Here is a 21,780-nt window from a genome sequence, read left to right as displayed (position 1 = left end):
AGCCACAGTTGAAAAAACTCAACAAACAGCGATGCCACAATCAGCAATAGCCGTTAAGCCACTTAAGCCTTTAGCGCTAAGCTTTTCCGGTACTAACTTGATTGAAGCCAGTGCTGGTACTGGTAAAACCTACACAATTTCTGGTTTGTATCTCAGACTACTACTTGGCCATGGCGGCCAAGCACCGCTCACCTGTGAGCAAATTTTGGTGGTAACCTTTACCAATGCCGCCACCGAAGAGTTACGCGATCGTATTCGCAAACGTATCCAACTGGCATTTAAGCGCTTTATTGGCGTGGCCACAGATGATGAATTTATCGAAGCGCTCTATCAACAAACACCTGAAGCAGAGCGCGAGCTTGCCATTAAACGCTTTGATTTAGCGCTGAAAACACTTGATGAAGCCGCCATTTATACCATTCACGGTTTTTGTCAGCGGGTGCTGGCTGATATGGCGTTTGAATCCTCTTTGCTATTTGAGTCTGAATTTACCCTTGATGACAGTGAATACTTACATCATGCGGTGCGCGATTTCTGGCGTGAGGTGTGTTATCAGCTGCCACCTAGCATGGCAGCGCTAATTAGTAGCAAGGTCGCCACGCCAGATGAGCTAGCCAAAAAGCTAAGACCGCTATTAGGCGCAACCGAGGCGGTGCAATCATTCACGCCGCTAGAGTTTACTAAGCTCAGCCAATCGTTAGTTGAAAGCATTGCTCGTTTAAAAAAACGCTTTGCGCTGGAGCAAGACACTACTCTTGAGCTATTAACAGCGCTACCGCTTAATGGTGCACGTTTTGGTAAGAAAGCCGATGGCTATCCCAAACTCACACAGATGTTCGAGCAACTGGCAACCTGGGCACAATTTGGTCAAGGCCTACCACCGATGAAGGTGCTTGAGCATTTATCTTTATCAACACTCAAGCTCAATAAGGGCGGCGAAATACCCACGGTGCAACAAGCGCCATTGCTCGATCATATTGAGCGCGTTTATGAAGCCATCAATCAGGTTATGCCAGCGTTTTTTGTCAAAGCGCAACAAGGCATTAAACACAGGTTTATTGAGCAAAAGCGTCAACGTAACTTGATGACACCAGATGATTTACTGCTCACCCTTGCCGATGCGATTAAAGCGCAAGGCAGCGTACTCAGTCAGGCCATCTCTAAACGCTTCCCTCTGGCGATGATCGACGAGTTTCAAGATACCGACCCGCTACAGTTTGATATTTTTAGCGCGGTTTACCATCAAAACCAGTCACAAGATGCCGTAGCAGACCGCTTAAGTAGTGCAAGCCCCGCGCTTGGCTTGTTGATGATTGGCGATCCCAAACAGGCCATTTACGCCTTTCGCGGCGCTGACATCTACACCTATATCAGTGCGCGCAAGCAAACTGAGGCGCATTTTAACCTCGATACCAACTACCGCTCTGGTAAAGACTTAGTCAGCTCGGTTAATGCCTTATTCAAGCTGCACCACGACCCATTTATTAGTGACGCGATCCCATTTGATGAAGTCGCAACGCCGCCACAAGCCGCGCAGAAACAACTAATCAATAGTAACGAGTCTTGCTCATTAAGCATTCGCTTGCTTGCTGAAGACCCTGAAGCTGGCCTTAACAAAACCAATGCAAGGCAATTACTCAGTGAAGATGCCGCCAATGAAATTGCAAAGCTGTTAAATGACGCAGCTAACAACCAGTGCTTAATCAAACAAAAGCCGCTACAAGCTAAAGATATTGCGGTACTGGTGCGCGACAGAAATGAAGCCGCAGTTATCAAAGAGTCGTTATCTTCACGCGGCATTGGCGCAGTATTTCTCAGCCGCGACAGTGTGTTCAACACCCAGGAAGCCTGCGACATAGCCCTGATTTTGCAAGCGCTGGCTAACCCTAAAGATGAACGCCGTATTCGCGCAGCGCTCGCTTGCGAGTTAATTGGTTATAGCGCCGAGCAAATCCATCAGTTCAATCAAAATGAAAATAAGCGTCAAACCCTACTCGACCAGTTTATGCAGTGGCATGATATCTGGCTAAGCAACGGCATTATGCCAGCGCTATTACGTATGGCGAGCGACACTAAGCTAGTGCAACGACTGCTGAGCCAGAAGCTGACAAGCTCGGGGCAAACCAGCTTAAATATTGATGACGAGGAAGTTGGCAATATCAAAGCCAGTGGTGAGCGCCGCCTGACCGACTTTAGGCATCTAGCCGAGCTGCTGCAACAAAAAGCCACCGAGCTTGATGGCAGTAGCGCATTGATCAATTGGTTTGAGCAGCAGCTCATCGATGCAAATGGTCAAGACGAGCAACAGCTAAGATTGGAGAGTGAGCAAAACCTGGTGCAGATTGTCACTATTCATAAATCGAAAGGTTTAGAATACCCAATTTGTTTTGTGCCTTTTGTCAGTTTGGTACGCGGCAATAATCGCACGCCAGAGCCACTGCTTTATCATCAAGACGACCAACTCATTTGGGATTTGGATGGCAGCAAAGATGGCTGGGAAATACAAAAACGCGAAGCACTCGCTGAAGATTTACGCTTGCTGTACGTCGCCCTCACCCGCCCTGTGTATCGCTGCTATCTTGGCATCGCCAATCAGTCGCGTAAATTAAAAGCAGGGATCAGCTCGCAATTATTCCAAAGCGCCATTGGCTACCTGCTTGGCATTACCGACAAAAATTGCCTGATTGACGACATCAAAACTCAATTGAGCCCATTAGCAGCGCTCGATTTTATCAACATAATTGATATTGAGCCTCAAGAGGTGTGTTCACTAGCGCAATCTCAGGAGCAAGAAGCCGAGCTTGCTGCCAAGGTATTAACTAGACCACAAGGGATCAGTTGGCGCGTAGGCAGTTACTCTGGTTTAGTAAAAGATAGGGGTTTAGTAAAAGATAGGGGTCTAGTAACAGACGCTCATAAGGTTGAGCAGCACACTCCTGCCGCAATCCCGGGCGCAGATGATGAAGACTTTAACCAAGAAACTAACATCGAGCTTAACCCACAAACTAAAGAGCTCGTGCCTGCATTTATCCACGGAGCAGCAGAGCCCTTTGAAGAAAATACACTGCTAGTAGACGAGGTGCAATACAACCGCTTTACCTTTGAACGCGGTGCTAACGCCGGTAGCTTTATGCATCTGGTGATGGAGGAGTTTGATTTCACCAAGGCAGATAGCGAGCTTGAAGATGCGTTACTTGAGTCAATGAAGCGCTATGGTTTTGATGAACAAATCTGGCTTGCGCCATTAACTCAGTGGTATCAAGAGATCTTGGTAACGCCATTGCAGATCCCAGCTAGCTCGTCAGAGTTTACCTTGTCAAAACTTGGCGCTAAGCAGGTTATGGTAGAGATGGAGTTTTATCTTCCCCTTGAAGCCCTGAGTGCAGATAAGCTTAACAAAATACTTATCCGCTACGGTTACCCAGCTGGATTTAGCTTCGATACCCTATCGGGCATGCTCAAAGGTTTTATCGACTTAACCTTTGAATACCAAGGTAAATACTTTATTGCTGACTATAAGTCTAATCACCTTGGCGATGATTACAGCCATTATGTAGGCGATAACTTAACCGCAGCGATATATGATCACCACTATCACCTGCAATACATACTGTACACGGTCGCCCTGCACCGCTTTTTGCAGTTGCGTCATCCAAATTATGACTACCAATCCCACATGGGCGGCAGCTTGTATTTATTCTTACGCGGCATGAATCCAGCCCACCCTAATAGCGGCGTGTATTACGACATGCCGCCACAAGCATTAATCGAAGAGTTAGATCAATTGTTCAAGTCAGGTCAATCAGTAGGAGCGCAAGCATGTTAGTCACTCAAGCGCCAATTAAACAATTACTGCAGCACTGGCAGCAACAAGGTTTACTTACTCCACTCGATAGGCACTTTGCGCTTGAGCTGACCCGTTTGCAAAGTCGCAATGAAGAAGTTGATGCCGACACCCAGCAGCAACAGGAGTCGCTGCAACTATTAATCTGCGCACTGCTGAGCCAGCGACTTTCAGGTCAGCATACTTGTTTGGTGATTAACTCGATTAATCTTGAAAACCCGCTAGGCGAGAACCTATTTAGTACATCAACAAATACCCCAAGCTGCCAAATCAGCGTTAATCATCAACAACTTGAGCAGCTTATCAGCGAGTTTAGTTTTGTTGGTCAAAGTGGTGACAACAAGCCGTTAATTCTTGAACTTGGTCGTTTGTACTTAAACAAGTACCACTACTTTGAGACTCAGGTCGCGGCCAAACTTTTAGCACTAAGTCAGTCCCATTTTCAGCTGGATATTACCAGTACGCGAAGAGATTTAGACATACTGTTTCCTGTTGATAGCAGTTCACCAACCCAAGGCTTTAACTGGCAAAAAATTGCCACCGCAACAGCGCTGACACAAGCTTTAGCAGTGATAACTGGCGGCCCTGGCACAGGTAAAACCACCACGGTAACTAAACTGCTGTTACTGCTACTAAGTCAGCAATCACTTACCATGAAACTGGTTGCCCCTACAGGTAAAGCCGCAGCGCGATTAACTGAGTCCATCAAAGGTTCCAAAGCGAGGCTTAAAGGCGAGCTTGGTGATAATCAAAGACTTATCGATGCCTTAAACGCTATTCCTGAAGAAGCCTCGACCTTACACCGCCTGCTTGGTGTTATCCCACACTCACATCGTTTTCGTCACCATGCTAATAACCCGCTAAGGCTTGATTTGTTAGTGATTGATGAGGCGTCGATGGTGGATTTGCCCATGATGCACAAAATCGTCAGAGCCCTACCTGCGAACGCAAGGCTCATTTTACTGGGCGATCAAGACCAATTAGCCTCGGTTGAGGCCGGTGCTGTGCTGGCTGATATTTGCTTAGGGTTGAGAAATACCCAGTTTAATCAGAGCTTTAACGGGGAATCTCAGGGGCAAATAAACGATGCTTGGGCGATGCGTTACAGCGCCAATCAAGCCAAGTTAATTGCTGAGCTTACCGGTGAAGATGTGAGCCAATATCAAGTTGCACAGCAAAACAGCTTTGGCGATAGCTTATGTATGCTGCGCCACAGCCACCGCTTTGTGGGTGATGCGGGTATTGGCAAGCTGGCAACGGCTGTGAATCAGGCTGATGTTCGGCAGATCCGTCAGGTGATTAGACGTAATTATCCAGAGCTAGTTTGGTTTCAGCATCAAATTAACGATGCAAATGCTATCGCAGCTAGCGACAACGCGGGCAAGAATGAGCTACTCGAATTTGCTTGCAGTGCCTATCAGCCCTATTTAGACATGATTGGACATAACCAAAACGTGTTTAGCTCACTCGCGTTAAGTGAAGGTGCAACTGACCAAGCAGTTAATGAGCACGCAGCTAATGAGCACGCAGCTAATGAGCAGCCAGCCATTTATACCAGTGAGCAAATCATTGATAGCTACAACCAGTTCCGCCTGCTTTGCGCCATGCGCAGCGGCGAATATGGCGTTGATGGCATTAACGCCAGCATGACCCTAGCGCTGCAGCAAAAGCAGCTACTCAAACCGCAGCAAGAATTTTACCTAGGCAGGCCGATTATTATCCAAAGCAATGACTACAACCTTGGGCTGTTTAACGGCGATATCGGACTCATTTTGCAAGATGATGCCAACCCAAGCAGGCTGATGGCGCACTTTATTCAAGCCGATGGCAGCATTTTAAAAGTGCTACCTGCAAGGCTACCAAAGCACGACACCTGCTTTGCGATGACAGTGCATAAATCTCAGGGTAGTGAGTTTGACTGTGTGGCGTTTGTACTACCAGCTATGCCAACGACTTCGCAATGGCAACTGCTGACAAAAGAGCTGGTGTACACCGCAATTACGCGCGCTAAAAGCTATTTCTATTGCCTAGGTACAGCTAAGGTTTTCGAGCGAGCAAGTACTAACATCACTTTGCGCAGCTCAGGGCTTGGCGAAAGGCTTTGGGGTTAACTCTGAACAATTCTAAAATGGCTAAATTAGCTCAACTTACTAAAAACAACAAAATTGATTAAAACAACACCACTAAAATGAACAAGCGCTAACATTGCTTGATTGTGCCTGCTAAGGCTCATTATCATGGGCGCTGCTAGTTGGTCTTATAATTACAAGCTACAGTTTTTTGCAGCATTCTGAGCTGTCAAAAAGCAGTGGCATAGGTTTTACGCTTTGGAGCATTTGATGTCGAAAATCAATGTATTGTTATTGTGCGGTGGCGGCGGCGCTGAGCACGATATTTCCCTTCTTTCAGCCAAGTTTTTTGAAACAACGCTCGAAAACATTCCTGAATACCAGGTACAAAAGGTTGAACTAAATAAGCAAGGGCAATACATCACGTCAGATGGTGAGATTTGTGAGCTTACTGGCGAGCGTCAATTGAGATACATTGCAGAGCCATCAAAAACCTGGCCAATTGATTTTGTTATCCCATGTATTCATGGCTATCCGGGCGAAACTGGCGATATTCAATCTTACTTTGAGCTGATTGGCCTACCTTACTTTGGTTGTGACGCAGAGGCATCACGCAACAGCTTTAACAAGGTTACCGCAAAAATGTGGTTTAGCGCCCTTGGCATTCCTAATACGCCTTACCTGTTTCTGCATCAGCTTAATGACCAAGCCATTCGCGACACCCAAGCAGCCTTTGATAAATGGGGCTCAGTGTTTGTTAAAGCCGCGTCACAAGGCTCATCTGTAGGTTGCTACAAAGTCGATAACCGCGATGATATCGCAAACGTACTTAAAGACGCGTTTAAGTATTCACCTTATGTGGTGGTTGAGAAAACCATTGTTGCTCGTGAGCTAGAAGTAGCCGCGTATGAATATCAAGGTGAAGTGATTGCCAGCAAACCAGGCGAAATTATTTGCGATAGCAACTCGTTTTATACCTTTGATGAGAAATATGCCGCAGATAGCAAGGCAAGCACTAAAGTTGAAGCTGACAACCTAACCGCCGAACAGCTTGCCAAAATACAAGCATACTCAATCAAAGCCTTTAAAGGCATGAAGCTACGCCACCTATCACGCATCGATTTCTTCTTAACCGAAGATGGTGAGATTTTACTAAATGAAATCAACACTTTCCCAGGCTCAACCCCGATTTCCATGTTCCCCAAAATGCTAGCGCACAATGGCCATGACTATGGTGATTTCTTAAAAGATGCCGTAACGAGAGCGTTAAACTCATAAAGTGTTTTCCAAGCTTCATTGTGGTTTAAAGATTAATAGCATCGCTATTTGCAACCTACAGTCCAATACAACGTCTTAGCAACTTGAACGTAAAAAAAAAACGCCTCATTGAGGCGTTTTTTGAGTGAAATTTACCTAACTAGACCAGTTATACCTCCAGTCTCAAACCTTCCCCCCTCGAAATTGCCGAAAGGCGCTTAAGAAAATGACGTAATCCAGATAGGACATCTGGATAGCTTTCGTTTGGCCATGGATGGCCTATCGAAAGCGTTAGACATTTTCTTAATAAGCATGAGGGTAACAATTTCGTAGGGACGGCAAAGGGAGATGCAAGAGGGGGATTGCTGTTGATCCCCTTCTTGCTCGGGTGTGGGATGAAATCCCACGACTTTCTCCAAACGAAGTTTGGAAACAGAACTAGCCATCACACCCTAATGGTGTGCTTGCGCCAGTAAACTTCACCTTGTGCTTCCATTGGTCGCTACTTGGATCAATTGGGCTGTGTTGCTTGATATAAAGGTTCAACAAGTCAGCGTCAATATAACCACTGTCTACCGCGTTGCTGAGCACAGGGTAACCATTACCACCACCAGCGTTGTAGCCAGGCAAACTAAAACTATAACGCTTAGTCTTATCAAAAGCTTCACCGTTAATGCTGTGAATATTGACCCTTTGGGTTTGGCAATTCACCGTCATATCAATACCGCTAAAGTGAGCGAACCCGCCAGAGCCGCGACTTTGTGTCGCAACAGTTGCTAAATACTGCTCAATCTCTTTACCCACCATTTTGGTCACTGTCACTGAGTTGGCAAATGGCTGCACGGTTAATACATCACGGTAGCGAATATCACCTTGCTCAATTGAGGCGCGAATACCACCAGAGTTCATAATGCCAAAGTCAGCTTTCACCACACCGCGGCTTTGCGCTGTTGCAATGAGAACCCCTAGCTCGTTTATTTGGCTGCGTACCACTTTACGCGAACCCACAAGCTTGGCAGATGTTGAGCCAACAACTTCGTTAAGAATGCCCTGCCCTTGCTGCTGATAAGGCGTTAGCAGCTCAATCATTTGCGGGTCTTCAGCATAATCACCATGCTGCTTACCTTGCTCATCATACAAGTTCACAGGCAGCAGTCGGTAATTGGCTAAATGCAGCTCATCGTTATAGTACTCAAAGTCAGCGCGGCCAACATACTTGCCCCACTCATAAGCCTGCATAATCCAAGTGCCGCGCTGTCTATCAGGTTGACACTCATCGCCTGGTTTAAAATCTGCGTACTTATTTGGCGCTTCCATACACACAGGGTTTTGTGAGTGACCACCAATAATACCGTCAAGCTGACCTCGCTTTAGGCTTCTAGCCAATGCGACATCACCTGGGGTATTACTGCCATGGTTGCCATCCTGATAGTGACCAATATGGCTAAGGGCAAAGACTAAATCAGGTTTCTCGTTGTGCTTTATCTGAGTTAAAGTATTGCGTAGCGCGATTTGTGGCTTATTAAAGCGCAGCGCTTTCACATACTTAGGGTTACCAATTTGCGCTGTTTGCTCTGTGGTTAAACCAACAATTGCAAGCTTAAGCCCGCCCACATCAAATATGCGGTACGGCTCAAAATACAGTTGCCACTCATCATCAACTTTACGATAAATATTGGCCGACAGCATAGGGAACTGCGCCCATTTACGCTGTTTATCAAGAATCGCCAAAGGGTTATCAAACTCATGATTCCCCACTGCCATCGCATCGTATTTTAATAAGTTCATCCCAAGAAAATCAGGCTCTGCATGCTGCAAATCTGACTCAGGCACACCGGTATTGATATCGCCGCCAGATAACAACAACATACTGCCACCGGCCTCGCTGACTTCCTTGCGAATGCTATCAATAAGGGTTTTGCGTGCCGCCATACCGTATTCGCCTTTGTCGTTTTGCCAAAAGCGACCGTGATGGTCATTGGTATGAACGAGTGTAAAGCGAGTACAAGATTCACCCGCAGCTTCACAACTGTCATATTTAGGCGCACCATCCATGCAACCTGAAAGTGTCGTTAGCAAGGCTAAGTTCGCGACAAGTATGGCTAACTTTGAGCGCGATTTTAATACCGGAGTATTTAAACGAGACCGTGTCATAAAGTCCCTCAATTAATCAATTTTTTAATCATTGTCGCTATGTTAAATCAACGACTGACATTTCATACCAATTGGGATAAATAAGTGATCAGAGATTACGCAGGAAAAATCGCTTAGAACGAGGCATAAATTGCAGCTAGCTAGTTGTTCTACCTACAAAATTTATAACGAAGTTATAGGCGATTTTAACCAGTAAGAATGATCACATACTTGTGCTAATTGGTATCATTAGCTATCGAAACAAAAAAGCCAGCAGAGCTTTCACTCTGCTGACATTAGCATGCTAATCATCCAAAAGATGACCTAATACCTACTTAGATTGACGGCGACGCCAAGCTAGTGGTAATAGCATTAATAGGCCAGCACCAAGGCTACCACCATCAGGCTTAGTCCAACCTGGTTCTTGCGTATTTGTCACTTCTAGGTTAACCAGCTTAGACACTGTGTCTTCACCATTGTCTGCAGTAAACTCAAACACTAAAGTTTGGTTAATATCGACCTCTGGCGCAGTAACATTCAGCGTTAACCCATCAGCAGTAAACTCCGCACTTTGGCCAGACACTTGTTTCCAAGCATAAGTTAGACCTGCTGGCGCATCTGCTATGGCAGCAGTGATGGTAGCTTCTTCGCCTTCAGGCACAACAGTTGCGCCGCTGAAGCTAATATCTAGCTCTAGTGGTACATTGATTAGTGCTACGCTCACCATTTCACTGGTTTCTAATGTGCCATCAGAGACAACAAGCTTAAATGCTAGCGTTGTATTAGCATCAACTTTAGGAGTCGTGATGTTTAGCACTTTAGCAGTGCTATCAAAGCTAACTTCTGGGCCTGATACCTGCTCCCAAGCGAACGTTAGCTCAGTGCCGTCTTCAGCAACGGTTTTAGATGCATCAACAACAAAAGCTTCACCTTCGTTAACGCTTTCTGGCGCTTCGATGATTACATCAACATCTAACTCTGGGTTAACTGGGTCACCACATTGATCGCCATATACCTGTTTAACCCACTCAGGGTTATCGATAAACGGGTTACGGTTACCTTGGTACTTGTAAACTGCATCGTTGCGTTGACGGTCGAAATCATCAACTGGATCTTGCTGATGCCAAGCGTACATAGTACAAAGCTTACCAATTAGCGGCTCGTTGGCAGACACTTCATCAGCTGTGGTGATACGGTCTACAGCGATGAGATCTGGCATGTCATCATCATTACCTTGATAACGCGTATCCATGTACATAATCATACGCGCAACATCACCTTTAATCTCGTCACGAGGTTCAAAGCAGCGTTTAGCAGTATCAAGGTAGTTACCCGGAGCATCGGTTAACTCAGTACCTGTATCCGCACAGTTGTCAAAGTCGTAAGCACTGCGGGTAGAGTTGACTTTAGTATTGGTTGGGCGCAAGTGATGAGCGTCTTTATAACCACGTTGTCCCTCACTTGGGAAACCATGGCTCTTAGCCCAAACGTGCTCTCGGTTCCAGTCGCTAGTGTTACCACCATTGCTGTGTTTAGAGATTGAATTCCCCGTGTACAACTCGATAACGTTATCAGAGTTAGTCGGGTCTTCATCTGAGTAGGTTAGCACTGACCAAACCTGCTTATAAGTGATTTCAACATGGCCTACAGAAATAGCTGCCGAGATAGCATTTTTCCAAGCTTCAGGAGAGTCAAAGTCACCGTTGATCACATTGGAATAATAATCTTCACGTACGAAGGTGTCAGGGTCTGCTACTGGCGTTAAAATTTCACAATTGTTACATGGAAGCGGATCAGGCTCTGAACCACATGCTGCTTCACCCGCACAACCTAGGCCATCAGCCGTATCAATGTCAAAAGTTACCCATTGATTGTCAGTGCCAGGGAAGTCAGCATCTGCAACAGTATCACCGGCTGTCACACTGTCTTTGCGGCGCAAGGTTTTGTTTGCTGTTGAGAAATTAGCGTCGTTAGGATCTGTCCAAGCCGAGCCTGGGTCTTCGCCTAATTTACCAAAACGGTCAATCACGGCACCATCTTTGGTTAATACCAGCGCATCATCTCCGTTGAAATAGGTAATTGTTGACGCCGTACCAATCTTAAACTCATCATTAGCACCACTATTGTGGAACACGATTGACTCACCAACAGCAAGCTTGCCGCTTAGAATTTCGTTGTTACCAATCTCAGTTGCACCATTTGAGTACAAGCCAATTTGATAAACCGCAGCATCGAGATCTAATTCACTACCGCCTACATTTGACAACTCAACAGCTTTGTTACTGCCACTACCTTCAATGTACTCTGTAATTAACAGCACACCAGGCTCGACGACAACACTACAAGCACCTTCACCAGGACAACCTAAGCCATCAGCGGTGTCTTTATCAAACACAACCCACTCATTGTTGGCACCAGGAAAGTCAGCTGTAGCATTCACATCGCCAGTAGTAACACTTGCCTTGCGGCGCAGCGTTTTATCTTTGGTTGAGAAGTTACTGTCATTGGGATCTAACCATTCTGAACCAGGGTCTTCGCCAAGCTTGCCAAAACGGTCGATAATAGCGCCGTCTTTGGTTAACGTTAACGCGTCATCGCCATTAAAATAGGTTACCGTTGATTCAATGCCTACTTTGAACTGCTCGTCTGCGCTTCCATTGTGGTAAACAATGCTCTTACCTGGCTCAAGCATGCCTGTTAATGTTGCAGTATTTCCAGCCTCAGTTTTACCATTTGAGTGAAGGGATAACACATACTGTGCAGCATCCAAATTAATAGTTGTTGAGCCTAAATTAGAAATCTCAACTGCTTTATTGCTGCCACCACCCTCAACATACTCAGTAATCACTAAGTCAGCTTGAGCTGCGGTAGATGCAGTCGCCATTAATAAAGCTACCGCTTTAGCGACTGTTGTCATTTTTTTATTCATAGTCGTATCTTTTTCTTGTGAATGACCAGTGCAAGCACTCAACTTTTGAGCGCTGCACAAGTCATTAAATCCTTGTTATTTACGATTACGGCGACGTAGCGCTGCTAAACCAAGAAGTGAAAGCAAGCTGAAGAAACCAGTGCTACCACCAGTGTTGTCGTGCTGCTCTTCTTTGATTTCAGCGACTAGAGAATCACGCTTGGCTACCTGAATCGATAAACTCTGCTCAGAGCCCGCAACCATTGCACCATCACGCTCTAGGTATACTTTCGCTGTGTAGTGTGCAGCAGGTGCACCAAACACTTCGAAGGTAACCATTGCTTGGCCGTCTTCTGTCAGTACAACGTTTGGCTCAACAAGTTGACTAAGGTCTAACTGAGCTTTGTCGTCAGATGGGGTTAGCTTCACTTTAGCGATATCACCTTTAAGCGCACCGGCAGATGCAGGAACCTGATAAGGCACCTTCATTAGCTTGTTTAGGAGCGTTAGATGTAAAGCATGACCGCTGTCAGCCTCGCCCGGTAAGTAACTTAATGTCACTAACGCTGGGTCATGGTCAGAAGAGCGGAAGTGATCTGCTGCGTAAAAGTTATGACCTTCAGGCTTGTACTCGTCGTTGTAGTCGTAAAGATTCGACTCAGCGGCATTGATGTGCCAGTCAGTCGCATCAATCACGCGGCTTTCAAGAGACGGAGTAATTAGAATATGGTCAAGAGAACCTACTTCATCATTGAACGAGTAGCTCCAACCGTACTTGCCTTTTTCATCGAAAATTTTCGATAGGATATCAACGTAGCCATAAGTTTTGGTGATGTTGACAGGCGTGCCGTCGGTATTGAACTGTGGCTTGGTGCCTACGTAGGTGTAGCTAGCAGTCGTTAGCGTTTTATTACGTGGGTTTTCAGTCAGTACAAGTAGCGGATCTTCTTTTGCGTAAGCATTTAAGTCACCAAGAATGATCTTGTCGCCTGAAATTTTCTCTAGCTCATCACCAAGTTGCACTGCACCAGCAATACGGAACTCAGAACAAGAACCTTGGAAATCTGGGTCTGGCGCTTTCTCAGTCCACTTAGTTGCATCGCCAAATTCCACACCTTGCCAGTCTTCCCAACAAGTAGAACCTTTAGACTTAAAGTGGTTTACAGCAAGGGTTAAACGCTTACCTGTTTGGTTAATAACGAAAGTTACAACCAGTGCATCACGGTGGTAGTTTTGACCGCTTTCAAGGATCTCATCATTGTTGTCTTTAATAACTTCGTTATTGTCGTTAACAATGGTTGGCGCTTTTTGTTGTGGCATAGTCACAACACGAGTGCGCTCAACACTCATCTTGCTTGGGCGATAAATAATACCGGTTGCAATTGCGTCAGAACCAAGCGCGTCCAACTCATCAAGAATCTGATTACCATTGTGGTCAAAACCAACAAACACATAGCGGTTTTCGGTTGAGTATGGTTTGTCGTAGTTATCAGCGTATTCGTCGTTGTAGTAAACGTTAACTTCGTTAACTAGGTCAGCAACTGCGCTCTTAAGACCAAAACCGTTGTTTTCCATTTCCATTAGGCCAACAACGTCAGCGTCTAACGCACGAATAGCTTCAACAAGCTTTGTTTTTTGCTTGTCGAATTCAGCTTGAGTATCTGCACCGCGGCTTTGACCAAACTGGTTCTGATCACCACCAAATGGTGAATTAAAGTAGTTGAACAAGTTTTGTGATGCTACGCGAATAGCGAAGTGGTCCGCTTCAACATCTTCAGAAATATCTGGACTGTCAGTACGCGGGCGATTATGAACAAAGTTAGTGTCGTTTAGCTCATTAGTTACCGTCAGTGCGTAATCACCAAAGCTATAGCTAATGACACCTTGCATACCCACTACACTGTCGTCGATGCGAATGTAGTTGTTTGCAGGGTTTACAGCAAAGTTAGGGTAGTAAGGAATAACGCCATTTGGCGCTTTGGTTGAGCTTTCAATGATTAAGCGGTAATCATCATTTTGCTCAGCAGCTGCGTATGACTCTGGGCTACCTGCTACGTTAAGCTGGTTAGGCTGTAAGTTAGGACGCTTATAAGCAAGTGTAATGTTGTTGCGGTAGCTGTCATAGTTGAAGCTGAAGCTGCGCGAAACGCGCATGTCTTGATTGCCTTCTTCAAGCGGGTTCATATCTTCAGGCAGATTAACTAGCATGCCTTCATAACGCTCAAGCGTTGTTTCGAATGAACCATTGTCTGACTCAAGCACTTCAATGTCAGTTGGTGTGGTAGCAGTGTAATCGCTGTTAGTCACTTCCCATGTTTCAGCAGCAAGTTGAGTCTGACCGTAAGATTCTGCAACGGTACTACCTAAACATACTGTGCGACCAACCATGTTGTCATCAGCGCTGCTGCTTTTAACGAATATACCGTCTGATGTCAGTGGGTTACCGTCTGAGTCGATATCGCGTAAGAAGAAGCCTTTGCTTGGCAACTCAACAACAGCGGTCACCACACCTTCAACGACAACATCTTGACCAGCGATTGGAGAAGCACTGCCTTCACCTTGAACCTCAGAAATTGCTGTTAGGTTCTCACATACGAATGGGATGTATGCGTCAGCAAGGTTTGGAGCACCAACGGTAGAAGTATCAAGTGGGCTGATTGTTTCCCACTGGGCAGCATCAAAGTCACCCGTTTGCGCAGGGGCATTACCATCAGCATCTTTACGACGGCGTAAAGTAGTATCAGGCGCCCACACACTGGTATCGCTGGCATCACCCACACGGTCAATAACAGTACTACCATTTTTAATGTAAAAACCGTCGTTACCGCTCAAGAAAAAGTCGGTGTAACTGGTATCAGCATGACCTGTGCCAATAACATAGCTACCACCATTGTCAGTAATCGTTTTCTTATACTCGTCGCTAGCATCTTTATTGATCACGACGATAGATTTACCCGCATCAACAGTCAAACCACTCATAAGTGGCTGGCCATCTGCATTTAGCATTTGGTTTTCGTATTTGCCGTTACCCCAAATGTACACTGCGGTGTCATCAGTAAAGGTAAATGCATCAGTTGCATGGGTGTTAGTGATCTCTACAGCGCCTAATTCAGCACCATAGTCTTTTTGCACCATTTCAGTGATCAATAGATCTTCAACACCAGCATGTACGCCCGCGCTGAATACACTAGCGACCGCTAGTGATAAAAGTGTTTTTTTCATAATTATCTCGATATTTGCTTAGCGCAATTTTTCAATAAGTTACAACGCGATTAGAAGTACATGCGCGCATAGGCGTAAGCTGCTTCAGGCGCTTCGCCAAAACGGCCTTCCAATGAAAGAACAATGTCGCGTGCAGGACGGTAATTGAAACCAGCACTTACCCACTGACGGTCTTTGCCATATTCAGGAGGTAGTTCTGTGTAATCGAAGTTAGGGCTTTCCACGTCCCAGTTTTCATACTGTTCGTGGTTTGCAGAGGTAATGATTTCCCAGTTTTCATTAAGCACGTATTTACTGCTCAACGTCAGGCCATAGTTGCGGAATGTTTCGTACTCTAGGTACACGTACTCGCTTCCGATCCCAGGAGCACGGCGTGTTGCTAAGTCTTCATCTTCAACAAAAGCGTTAATACCGAAGGCTAGGTTTTCAGTTGTTTGCCAACGAGCACCAGCGCCTAGTAGGCGTTGCTTACCGTATTTTGATTCGCCATTTGAACCAGCGCGAGCTTCAAGGCCAATTACGAACGTCACTGTGTCTTTTAACCAACCAACATAACCATTAACAATGTCACCTTGTGGCGAACCATTCTTATGCTTACCTTCATACGAGTAAGATGCACCGTAAACTAAATGATCAAACTGTGCTTCGTACTTAACTGTGTTTTCTTGGTCGCCTGCTTCACCTGTTTCAACAGCTTTGTTGAACGTGAAGTCACCATAGTGGTCGTACTGGTCGAACGCGGTATCGGTAAGACCTAGCTCAATCCAGTGAACATCGTCAAACTTGTAACCAACATACATTTTGTCGATCGCTAGTTCGAATTCGCCATCACCACCTTTCCAGTTGCGGCGCTGGTAGTCTAGCTCTAGGCGATAAATATAGTTGCTACGCTCGCCTCGCACACCCATGGTGGCAAAGCTGTCATCAACATAGCCTTTGGCTTCATAAAATTCGTCATGGTTATAATCTGCATTGGTAGCAAAATGGCCACCTACACCTACTTCACCATATAAGCGAATGTAATCCCCATTATCACTTTGCTCTAGAGACACAGCAGTTGCTGAACCAACACTGAACAGAGAAGCTAGGGCGATTGCAACGGTAGTTTTTCTTAGCATCGCGTGTATTTCCATCTTTTGGTAAATGCCAACCGTCATACGAGGTTGGGATTTGGCATAATAATTATTGATTGAGTTGTTGATTTATTAACCAGCACACTAATTGGAATTGCCAATATTTCCTAAAGTGAGTTAACACAAAAATTTAACAACAAGAAGCGCGTGCGAATTTGTAATCAAAACGACCCCGAATCCATTCACAAAATCACAACAAAAATACGTAGAAGCAAAAATCGTTGACCCATAAAAAGCAAACAATTGTGGGTTAACAAAAATAAAACCCCTTCAGCACACTTCTAAAATTAGAATTAAAAATGGCGCTATATATCAACAACGCAATGCTAGAAAAGCACAGGTTTAATAACAAGAGCAAAATTAGTGATTAAAGTCACAAAAACAAGCAAACTTATTGACACATTTACACAACAAAGTTTTCAAACAGCATGAACAAGCAAAGTTAACGGTATGTTGCACCAAATAAAAAGCCAAAGCAGCTTATACCACCAGTTTTTAACAAAATGACAGCATAAAACGCTATATTCAAAAATAGGTATGAAATGAGAGGCCAGTGGTTTTTAACTGATTAAATTTTTATTAAATAAATCTAATAGAACAATTTTTAACCTGTTTAAAACAAAATTATGAAGTTAATATTTAATATACAAGTGCATAACAACATGTTTATTTAATACATTACAAAACCAAGCCAATTAAACCAAAAACAAAAACAATAAAAAATGAAAACACATTTATTAGCACAAACTAAAGAACTGTAACAAACACAAGAACCATAACCATATAAAAATAAAAGAATTATATTAAAACAACCACCAAACGGAACTATCCCAATTCAAGAACAGTGAACAAAAATCGAGCTAAAACGCAAATTACCCCTGAGTTTTGTTTGTTTTTTAGCCTAAAAGGTGCCAGTAAAAAGCGATTTAACTCAGTTTTGTGTGGTCTAGTGCTGTGAGATTAAAACGAAGCCAAATGCCCTTAGTTAACAGGACAAAGTAAGCACATTGATATAGTGCTAGATGTAGGGAATAGATTGTGGAAGCAATAGCATCTGTCGATGTACTAAAAGCCAACGGCACGCAAACTGCTGGAAAACACGACATTAAAGCGATAACAACAAAGCTGCCAGTTTTGGAAAACACTAGAGTTTACAGGCAAAGCCTAAACAAATGATAACCACCTACTGAAGTAGGTGGTTTAGGGCTGAAAACAAAATCACCACTTTATTGAATAGCAGCAATTTATGACAACCACTGGCGCAAACGGCGCATACCTTCATCGATACTCACGATAGGCTGGTAATCAAAATCTGCTTTTGCGGCAGATATGTCAAAGTAATGGCTAGTAGATAACTGCTTTGCCACAAACCGAGTCATGATTGGCTCATCTTGTTTGCCCAATGCGTGATATACAGACTCTAGGATACTACCGACAGCAAATGCTAGCCCCGCAGGCACGCGTTTACTCACTGGCGGCAATTGTTTGCAAGCAAGAATGCGGTTAAGCATATCGGCCATGGTAATTGGCTCATCATTACTAAGATAATAAGCTTTTGCGGCGCATTTAGCTTGCTTGGTAAGCTCTAGCGCAGCTTGCAAATGCGCGAGTGCAGCGTTATCCACATAAATGGTATCAACTAACTTGTCTTGCTTGCCCACCAGCTTTAAGCGCCCTGCTTCTGCCCTGGCGATAACCCGAGGCACTAGATGCGGATCTTCAGGCCCCCAAATTAGGTGCGGTCTCAGCGCTGTCACTTTAAGGCTGTCAGTGCTAGCAGCCAACATCATCTTCTCAGCAACAGCTTTTGACTCGCCATAATGATTTAAATAGGTTTCGGCATAAGGTTCAGATTCATTTACGCCATTTTCATCACGCCCAGCAAAGGTCACACTAGGCGTACTGGTATAAACCAGGTATTGAATATTGTGCTCATTGCAGGCAGCAATAACATTAGCCGCGCCATCAACATTAGGCGCAAAGTAGCTCTGCTTACTGCCCCACACTCCCGCCTTTGAGGCAACGTGAAACACACAATCACAGTCTTTAGCAGCAGCGCTAACATCAGCAAGCTTGCTAATATCACCGCGGCGCATATCAATGCCAAGCTCACTTAGCTGTGGATATTCACCGCGAGCTAAACCCACCACCTCAATGCCGGCGCAATGTAAACGCAGCGCTATCGCTTTACCTAAAAAGCCGCCTGCGCCAGTCACTAATACCTTTTTAAAACGGCTCGCCAGATCAGTTAAAACCTGCTGCTCGATATCAGTGAGATTTTGTAAAACTAACGCGTTCATTAAGGTGTTCCTTTGCTTGCTTTATTCACTTTACAACTGAGACTAACTCTAACGCTGTGAAACTATTTGCTCTTTCCACTTTTTATTCCTTCCACTCTCTATTCCTTCCATTGCGCTTGAGCCCAAACGCTAAGTTTTTCGCGGAAAATCTTAGCATTGTGGCGCACATCAACAGGAAAATCAGGATGGATTAAAAAGCGAGTAATACCTTTGGTATGCTCATGCTGCTTAGCAATACTTAACAATGAGGCATACAATGCTTTACCCGAGCTGCAGTTAGGTTGCTTGACTAACTCAACGCAAATCAGTGGCACGGTTTTACCGTTAACTTCAATGCCAACCAGAGCGCTGCGTTTAACATCTTCTAATGTGTTAAACACACGCTCACAAGGAATGGAGTAAAAACGCTTTGATTGCTGCTTACTGTTAGAGTCTAGTTCGTTGCCGTTAGAGCCTAACTCTTCACTATTCAAACTTAGCGTTGCATCAACGCGATGTGCTTTTCGGCCGCACATCCACAATTTGCCGTCATCATCAAGATAACCCACATCTCCCATACGATGACGCTTGCGACCATTCGCATCTTCAATTTTAGAATCAATCGTTGCCTGCACACGCTGATAATAACGCTGGCTCACTTTATTGCTGCTTACCACAATTTCACCAATTTGATTGACGGGTAAGCTTAGGGTGTCATCCCACTGCTTAATGGCGTCTTCATGAATATCGATGATCTGCACATCAACACCATCAACTGGCTGACCAACACAAATACCACCACCATTATCGGTAATAGCTGTGGTATCCATTAATGCCTTGCTGCCAATCATACTGATAGGTAACGATTCAGTTGCGCCGTAAGAGTTAAGCACTTCAACATCGTCGTTAAGCATACGGCTAAAAATCTCAATTGAAGATATGGTTGCTGGCGCACCTGCTGAAATAACCCGTTGAATGCTATTAAGTTTGTGCTGCTTTTCTAACGCATCACCTCGCCCTGCCTGACCTAAACGCTCAAGCAGCGCTGGATTGACAAACATATTGCTACATTGGTATTTGTCGATTGCGGCAAATAGGTGCGCTGGGTTAGCAGTAATAGGTTTGGATGCATCCATATCTGGCACAATTGACGCCATGCCCAATGCCGGGCCAAATAATGAAAACAATGGGAAGGTGGCCAGATCACGCTCACCCGGTTTAATGCCATAATCAAGCTTTAGGGTATCAATTTGCCCTTCAAACATACTGTGACTGTATTCAACACCTTTAGGGATACCTGTGCTACCACTGGTAAACAAGATTGCCGCCAACTCATCAGGCGCTAAATACTGCATTTGATATGCCTCAGCGCGCTTGGCATTTGCTTGCTCACCAAGCTTTGCGATCTCGTGTAGCTCAATACCACCCGTCAACAATCTAGTCAGGCCATTGCCGCCAACATTCACCACCTTAGTGACGCTCGACTTGCCCCATTTCAGTACCCTTCTTGCGATATTGGCTTTAGTAATACCAATAAAGGCATCAGGCTTAGACTCAGCAAAGCACTGCTTTAGGTTTTTAATCCCCATGCCAGGGTCAACCAAAATTGGGATAATGCCAGCTTTAAATAATGCAAAGGTCAAACTGAAAAACTCAACACTTGGCGTCACCATCAGCACAGCTTTCATGCCTTTGACAATGCCATATTGCTCAAGCCCAAGTGCAATAGTGTCTGACTCGCGATGCAGCTTGGCAAAATCGAGCTCTTGATAGCGATAATCACCATTTGATTGCGCCTTTTGTACCGCTACAGCCAGTGCATTAGGCGTGTGCTCGGCAGCGTGAGCAAGGTGACGGCAGATGTTGGCAGATGTTGATGTAGAAGTCATAAACGTGGCATTAGGTTGAGGGTTTAAATAAAAAGGCTCCGAAGAGCCCTTATTTTGTATTTGATTTGCGCTGTCACTTTTTGGCTTATTATTCATTCTTGAGCTTATTCTAAACTCTACAAGCCTATTCTGAATCAAGCCTTAGCAGCACAGTATCAAGGATGCTTTTCAATAAAGCCTTTGATCAAGCCAATCACTTCTTCACTAGCATCTTCAAGAATATAGTGACCGCAATCAGCAAATTCATGGAACTCAGCGTAAGGCATGCGCTCTTGCCACTCGGCATAGAAATGCGCATCAAATACAAAGTCACGTAAACCAAAGCATACCAATGTTGGCGTTTGCTGGAACTGCTTTAAACTATCGCCAATCTCGGTAACCAAATCATAGTTGCGATGTTCAGGCTTTAGCGGAATATCTTGCACAAAGCGCAACGTCGAAATGCGGTTTTTCCAGTTATTAAATGGCGCGACATAAGCTTTGCGAGTCGCTTTATCCATAGGTTTACGTTTTACACCAACGTAAGATGCAATCGATGAAAACGCATTGAAACCACGTACTAACGCTGTACCTAGCAAGGTATCACGACAAATCCATAACGCCCATGGAAAAGGCTTTGATTTAGGTAGATGGAACGCTGCGGTATTGAGATAGACTAGACGCTTGATACGCTCTGGGTAACGAGCAGCAAAACCGGTACCGATCATTCCGCCCCAATCATGCACAACCAATGTGATGTTATCTTTAACGCCTAGGCTATCTAGCAGGGTTTCTAAATCGTCGATGCGCTGCTTTAACGTATAGTCGTAATTGGCATCATCTGGTTTGTCAGACATACCACAACCAATGTGGTCTGGCACAATGCACCGATGATTTTCAGATAACGCACTCACTAAATTGCGGTAATAAAAGCTCCAGCTTGGGTTACCGTGAACCATGACGACTGGCTCGCCCTCACCTTCGTTAAGGTAATGCATTTTATTGCCATTTAAGTCGAGGTAATTCTGCTTAAATGGCATGAGGTCTTGTAACATGACTTCCCTAAA

At 44.9% G+C, this 21,780-nt stretch carries 10 protein-coding genes; 3 read left to right on the top strand and 7 right to left on the bottom strand.

Going from position 1 to position 21,780, the window contains the following annotated elements; translation table 11 throughout:
- The first annotated feature begins 31 nt into the window (after nucleotides 1-31).
- The 3 genes from recB (at nucleotide 32) to G3R49_RS07165 (ending at nucleotide 7,191) form a co-directional block, all read left to right on the top strand.
- A complete protein-coding gene (recB, locus tag G3R49_RS07175; protein ID WP_167869405.1) occupies nucleotides 32-3,826 on the top strand; it encodes an exodeoxyribonuclease V subunit beta in 3,795 nt (1,264 codons plus the stop codon).
- Entirely contained in the window at nucleotides 3,820-5,955 is a 2,136-nt protein-coding gene (recD, locus tag G3R49_RS07170) for an exodeoxyribonuclease V subunit alpha (RefSeq protein ID WP_167869162.1), read from the top strand. Before recB ends, recD begins: the two co-directional genes overlap by 7 nt.
- A gap of 228 nt (nucleotides 5,956-6,183) precedes the next feature.
- Nucleotides 6,184-7,191 carry a D-alanine--D-alanine ligase gene (locus G3R49_RS07165; RefSeq protein WP_167869161.1) on the top strand — a complete coding sequence of 336 codons (1,008 nt, stop codon included), beginning with the start codon at nucleotides 6,184-6,186 and terminating at the stop codon, nucleotides 7,189-7,191.
- Between the two features lie 417 nt (nucleotides 7,192-7,608).
- Here the strand turns inward: G3R49_RS07165 and ushA are convergent, their stop codons facing one another.
- The 7 genes from ushA to G3R49_RS07130 all read right to left on the bottom strand — a co-directional run bounded on the left by ushA (nucleotide 7,609) and on the right by G3R49_RS07130 (nucleotide 21,768).
- The gene (gene ushA, locus G3R49_RS07160; protein WP_167869160.1) at nucleotides 7,609-9,324 is read right to left on the bottom strand and encodes a bifunctional UDP-sugar hydrolase/5'-nucleotidase UshA; all 1,716 of its coding nucleotides are present in this window, start codon (nucleotides 9,322-9,324) and stop codon (nucleotides 7,609-7,611) included.
- A gap of 310 nt (nucleotides 9,325-9,634) precedes the next feature.
- Nucleotides 9,635-12,232 carry an endonuclease gene (locus G3R49_RS07155; protein ID WP_167869159.1) on the bottom strand — a complete coding sequence of 866 codons (2,598 nt, stop codon included), beginning with the start codon at nucleotides 12,230-12,232 and terminating at the stop codon, nucleotides 9,635-9,637.
- A gap of 75 nt (nucleotides 12,233-12,307) precedes the next feature.
- Nucleotides 12,308-15,433, bottom strand: coding sequence for an ExeM/NucH family extracellular endonuclease (locus tag G3R49_RS07150; protein WP_167869158.1), 3,126 nt, complete (start codon nucleotides 15,431-15,433; stop codon nucleotides 12,308-12,310).
- A gap of 50 nt (nucleotides 15,434-15,483) precedes the next feature.
- Nucleotides 15,484-16,551 (bottom strand): porin, encoded by a 1,068-nt coding sequence (locus G3R49_RS07145; protein ID WP_130597609.1) that lies wholly within the window; start codon nucleotides 16,549-16,551, stop codon nucleotides 15,484-15,486.
- Nucleotides 16,552-17,810: 1,259 nt separating this feature from the next.
- Nucleotides 17,811-18,866: a 2-alkyl-3-oxoalkanoate reductase gene (oleD, locus tag G3R49_RS07140; protein ID WP_167869157.1), complete on the bottom strand. Its 1,056-nt coding sequence runs from the start codon at nucleotides 18,864-18,866 to the stop codon at nucleotides 17,811-17,813.
- 98 nt (nucleotides 18,867-18,964) lie between these two features.
- Entirely contained in the window at nucleotides 18,965-20,734 is a 1,770-nt protein-coding gene (gene oleC, locus G3R49_RS07135) for an olefin beta-lactone synthetase (RefSeq protein WP_167869156.1), read from the bottom strand.
- Nucleotides 20,735-20,889: 155 nt separating this feature from the next.
- Complete coding sequence (locus G3R49_RS07130; RefSeq protein WP_167869155.1) at nucleotides 20,890-21,768, bottom strand: alpha/beta fold hydrolase; 879 nt, start codon at nucleotides 21,766-21,768, stop codon at nucleotides 20,890-20,892.
- Nucleotides 21,769-21,780 lie beyond the last annotated feature (12 nt).

The sequence above is a fragment of the Shewanella sp. WXL01 genome (assembly GCF_012263345.1).
Lineage (GTDB): Bacteria > Pseudomonadota > Gammaproteobacteria > Enterobacterales > Shewanellaceae > Shewanella > Shewanella maritima.
This window is presented reverse-complemented; position numbering and strand designations above follow the sequence as displayed.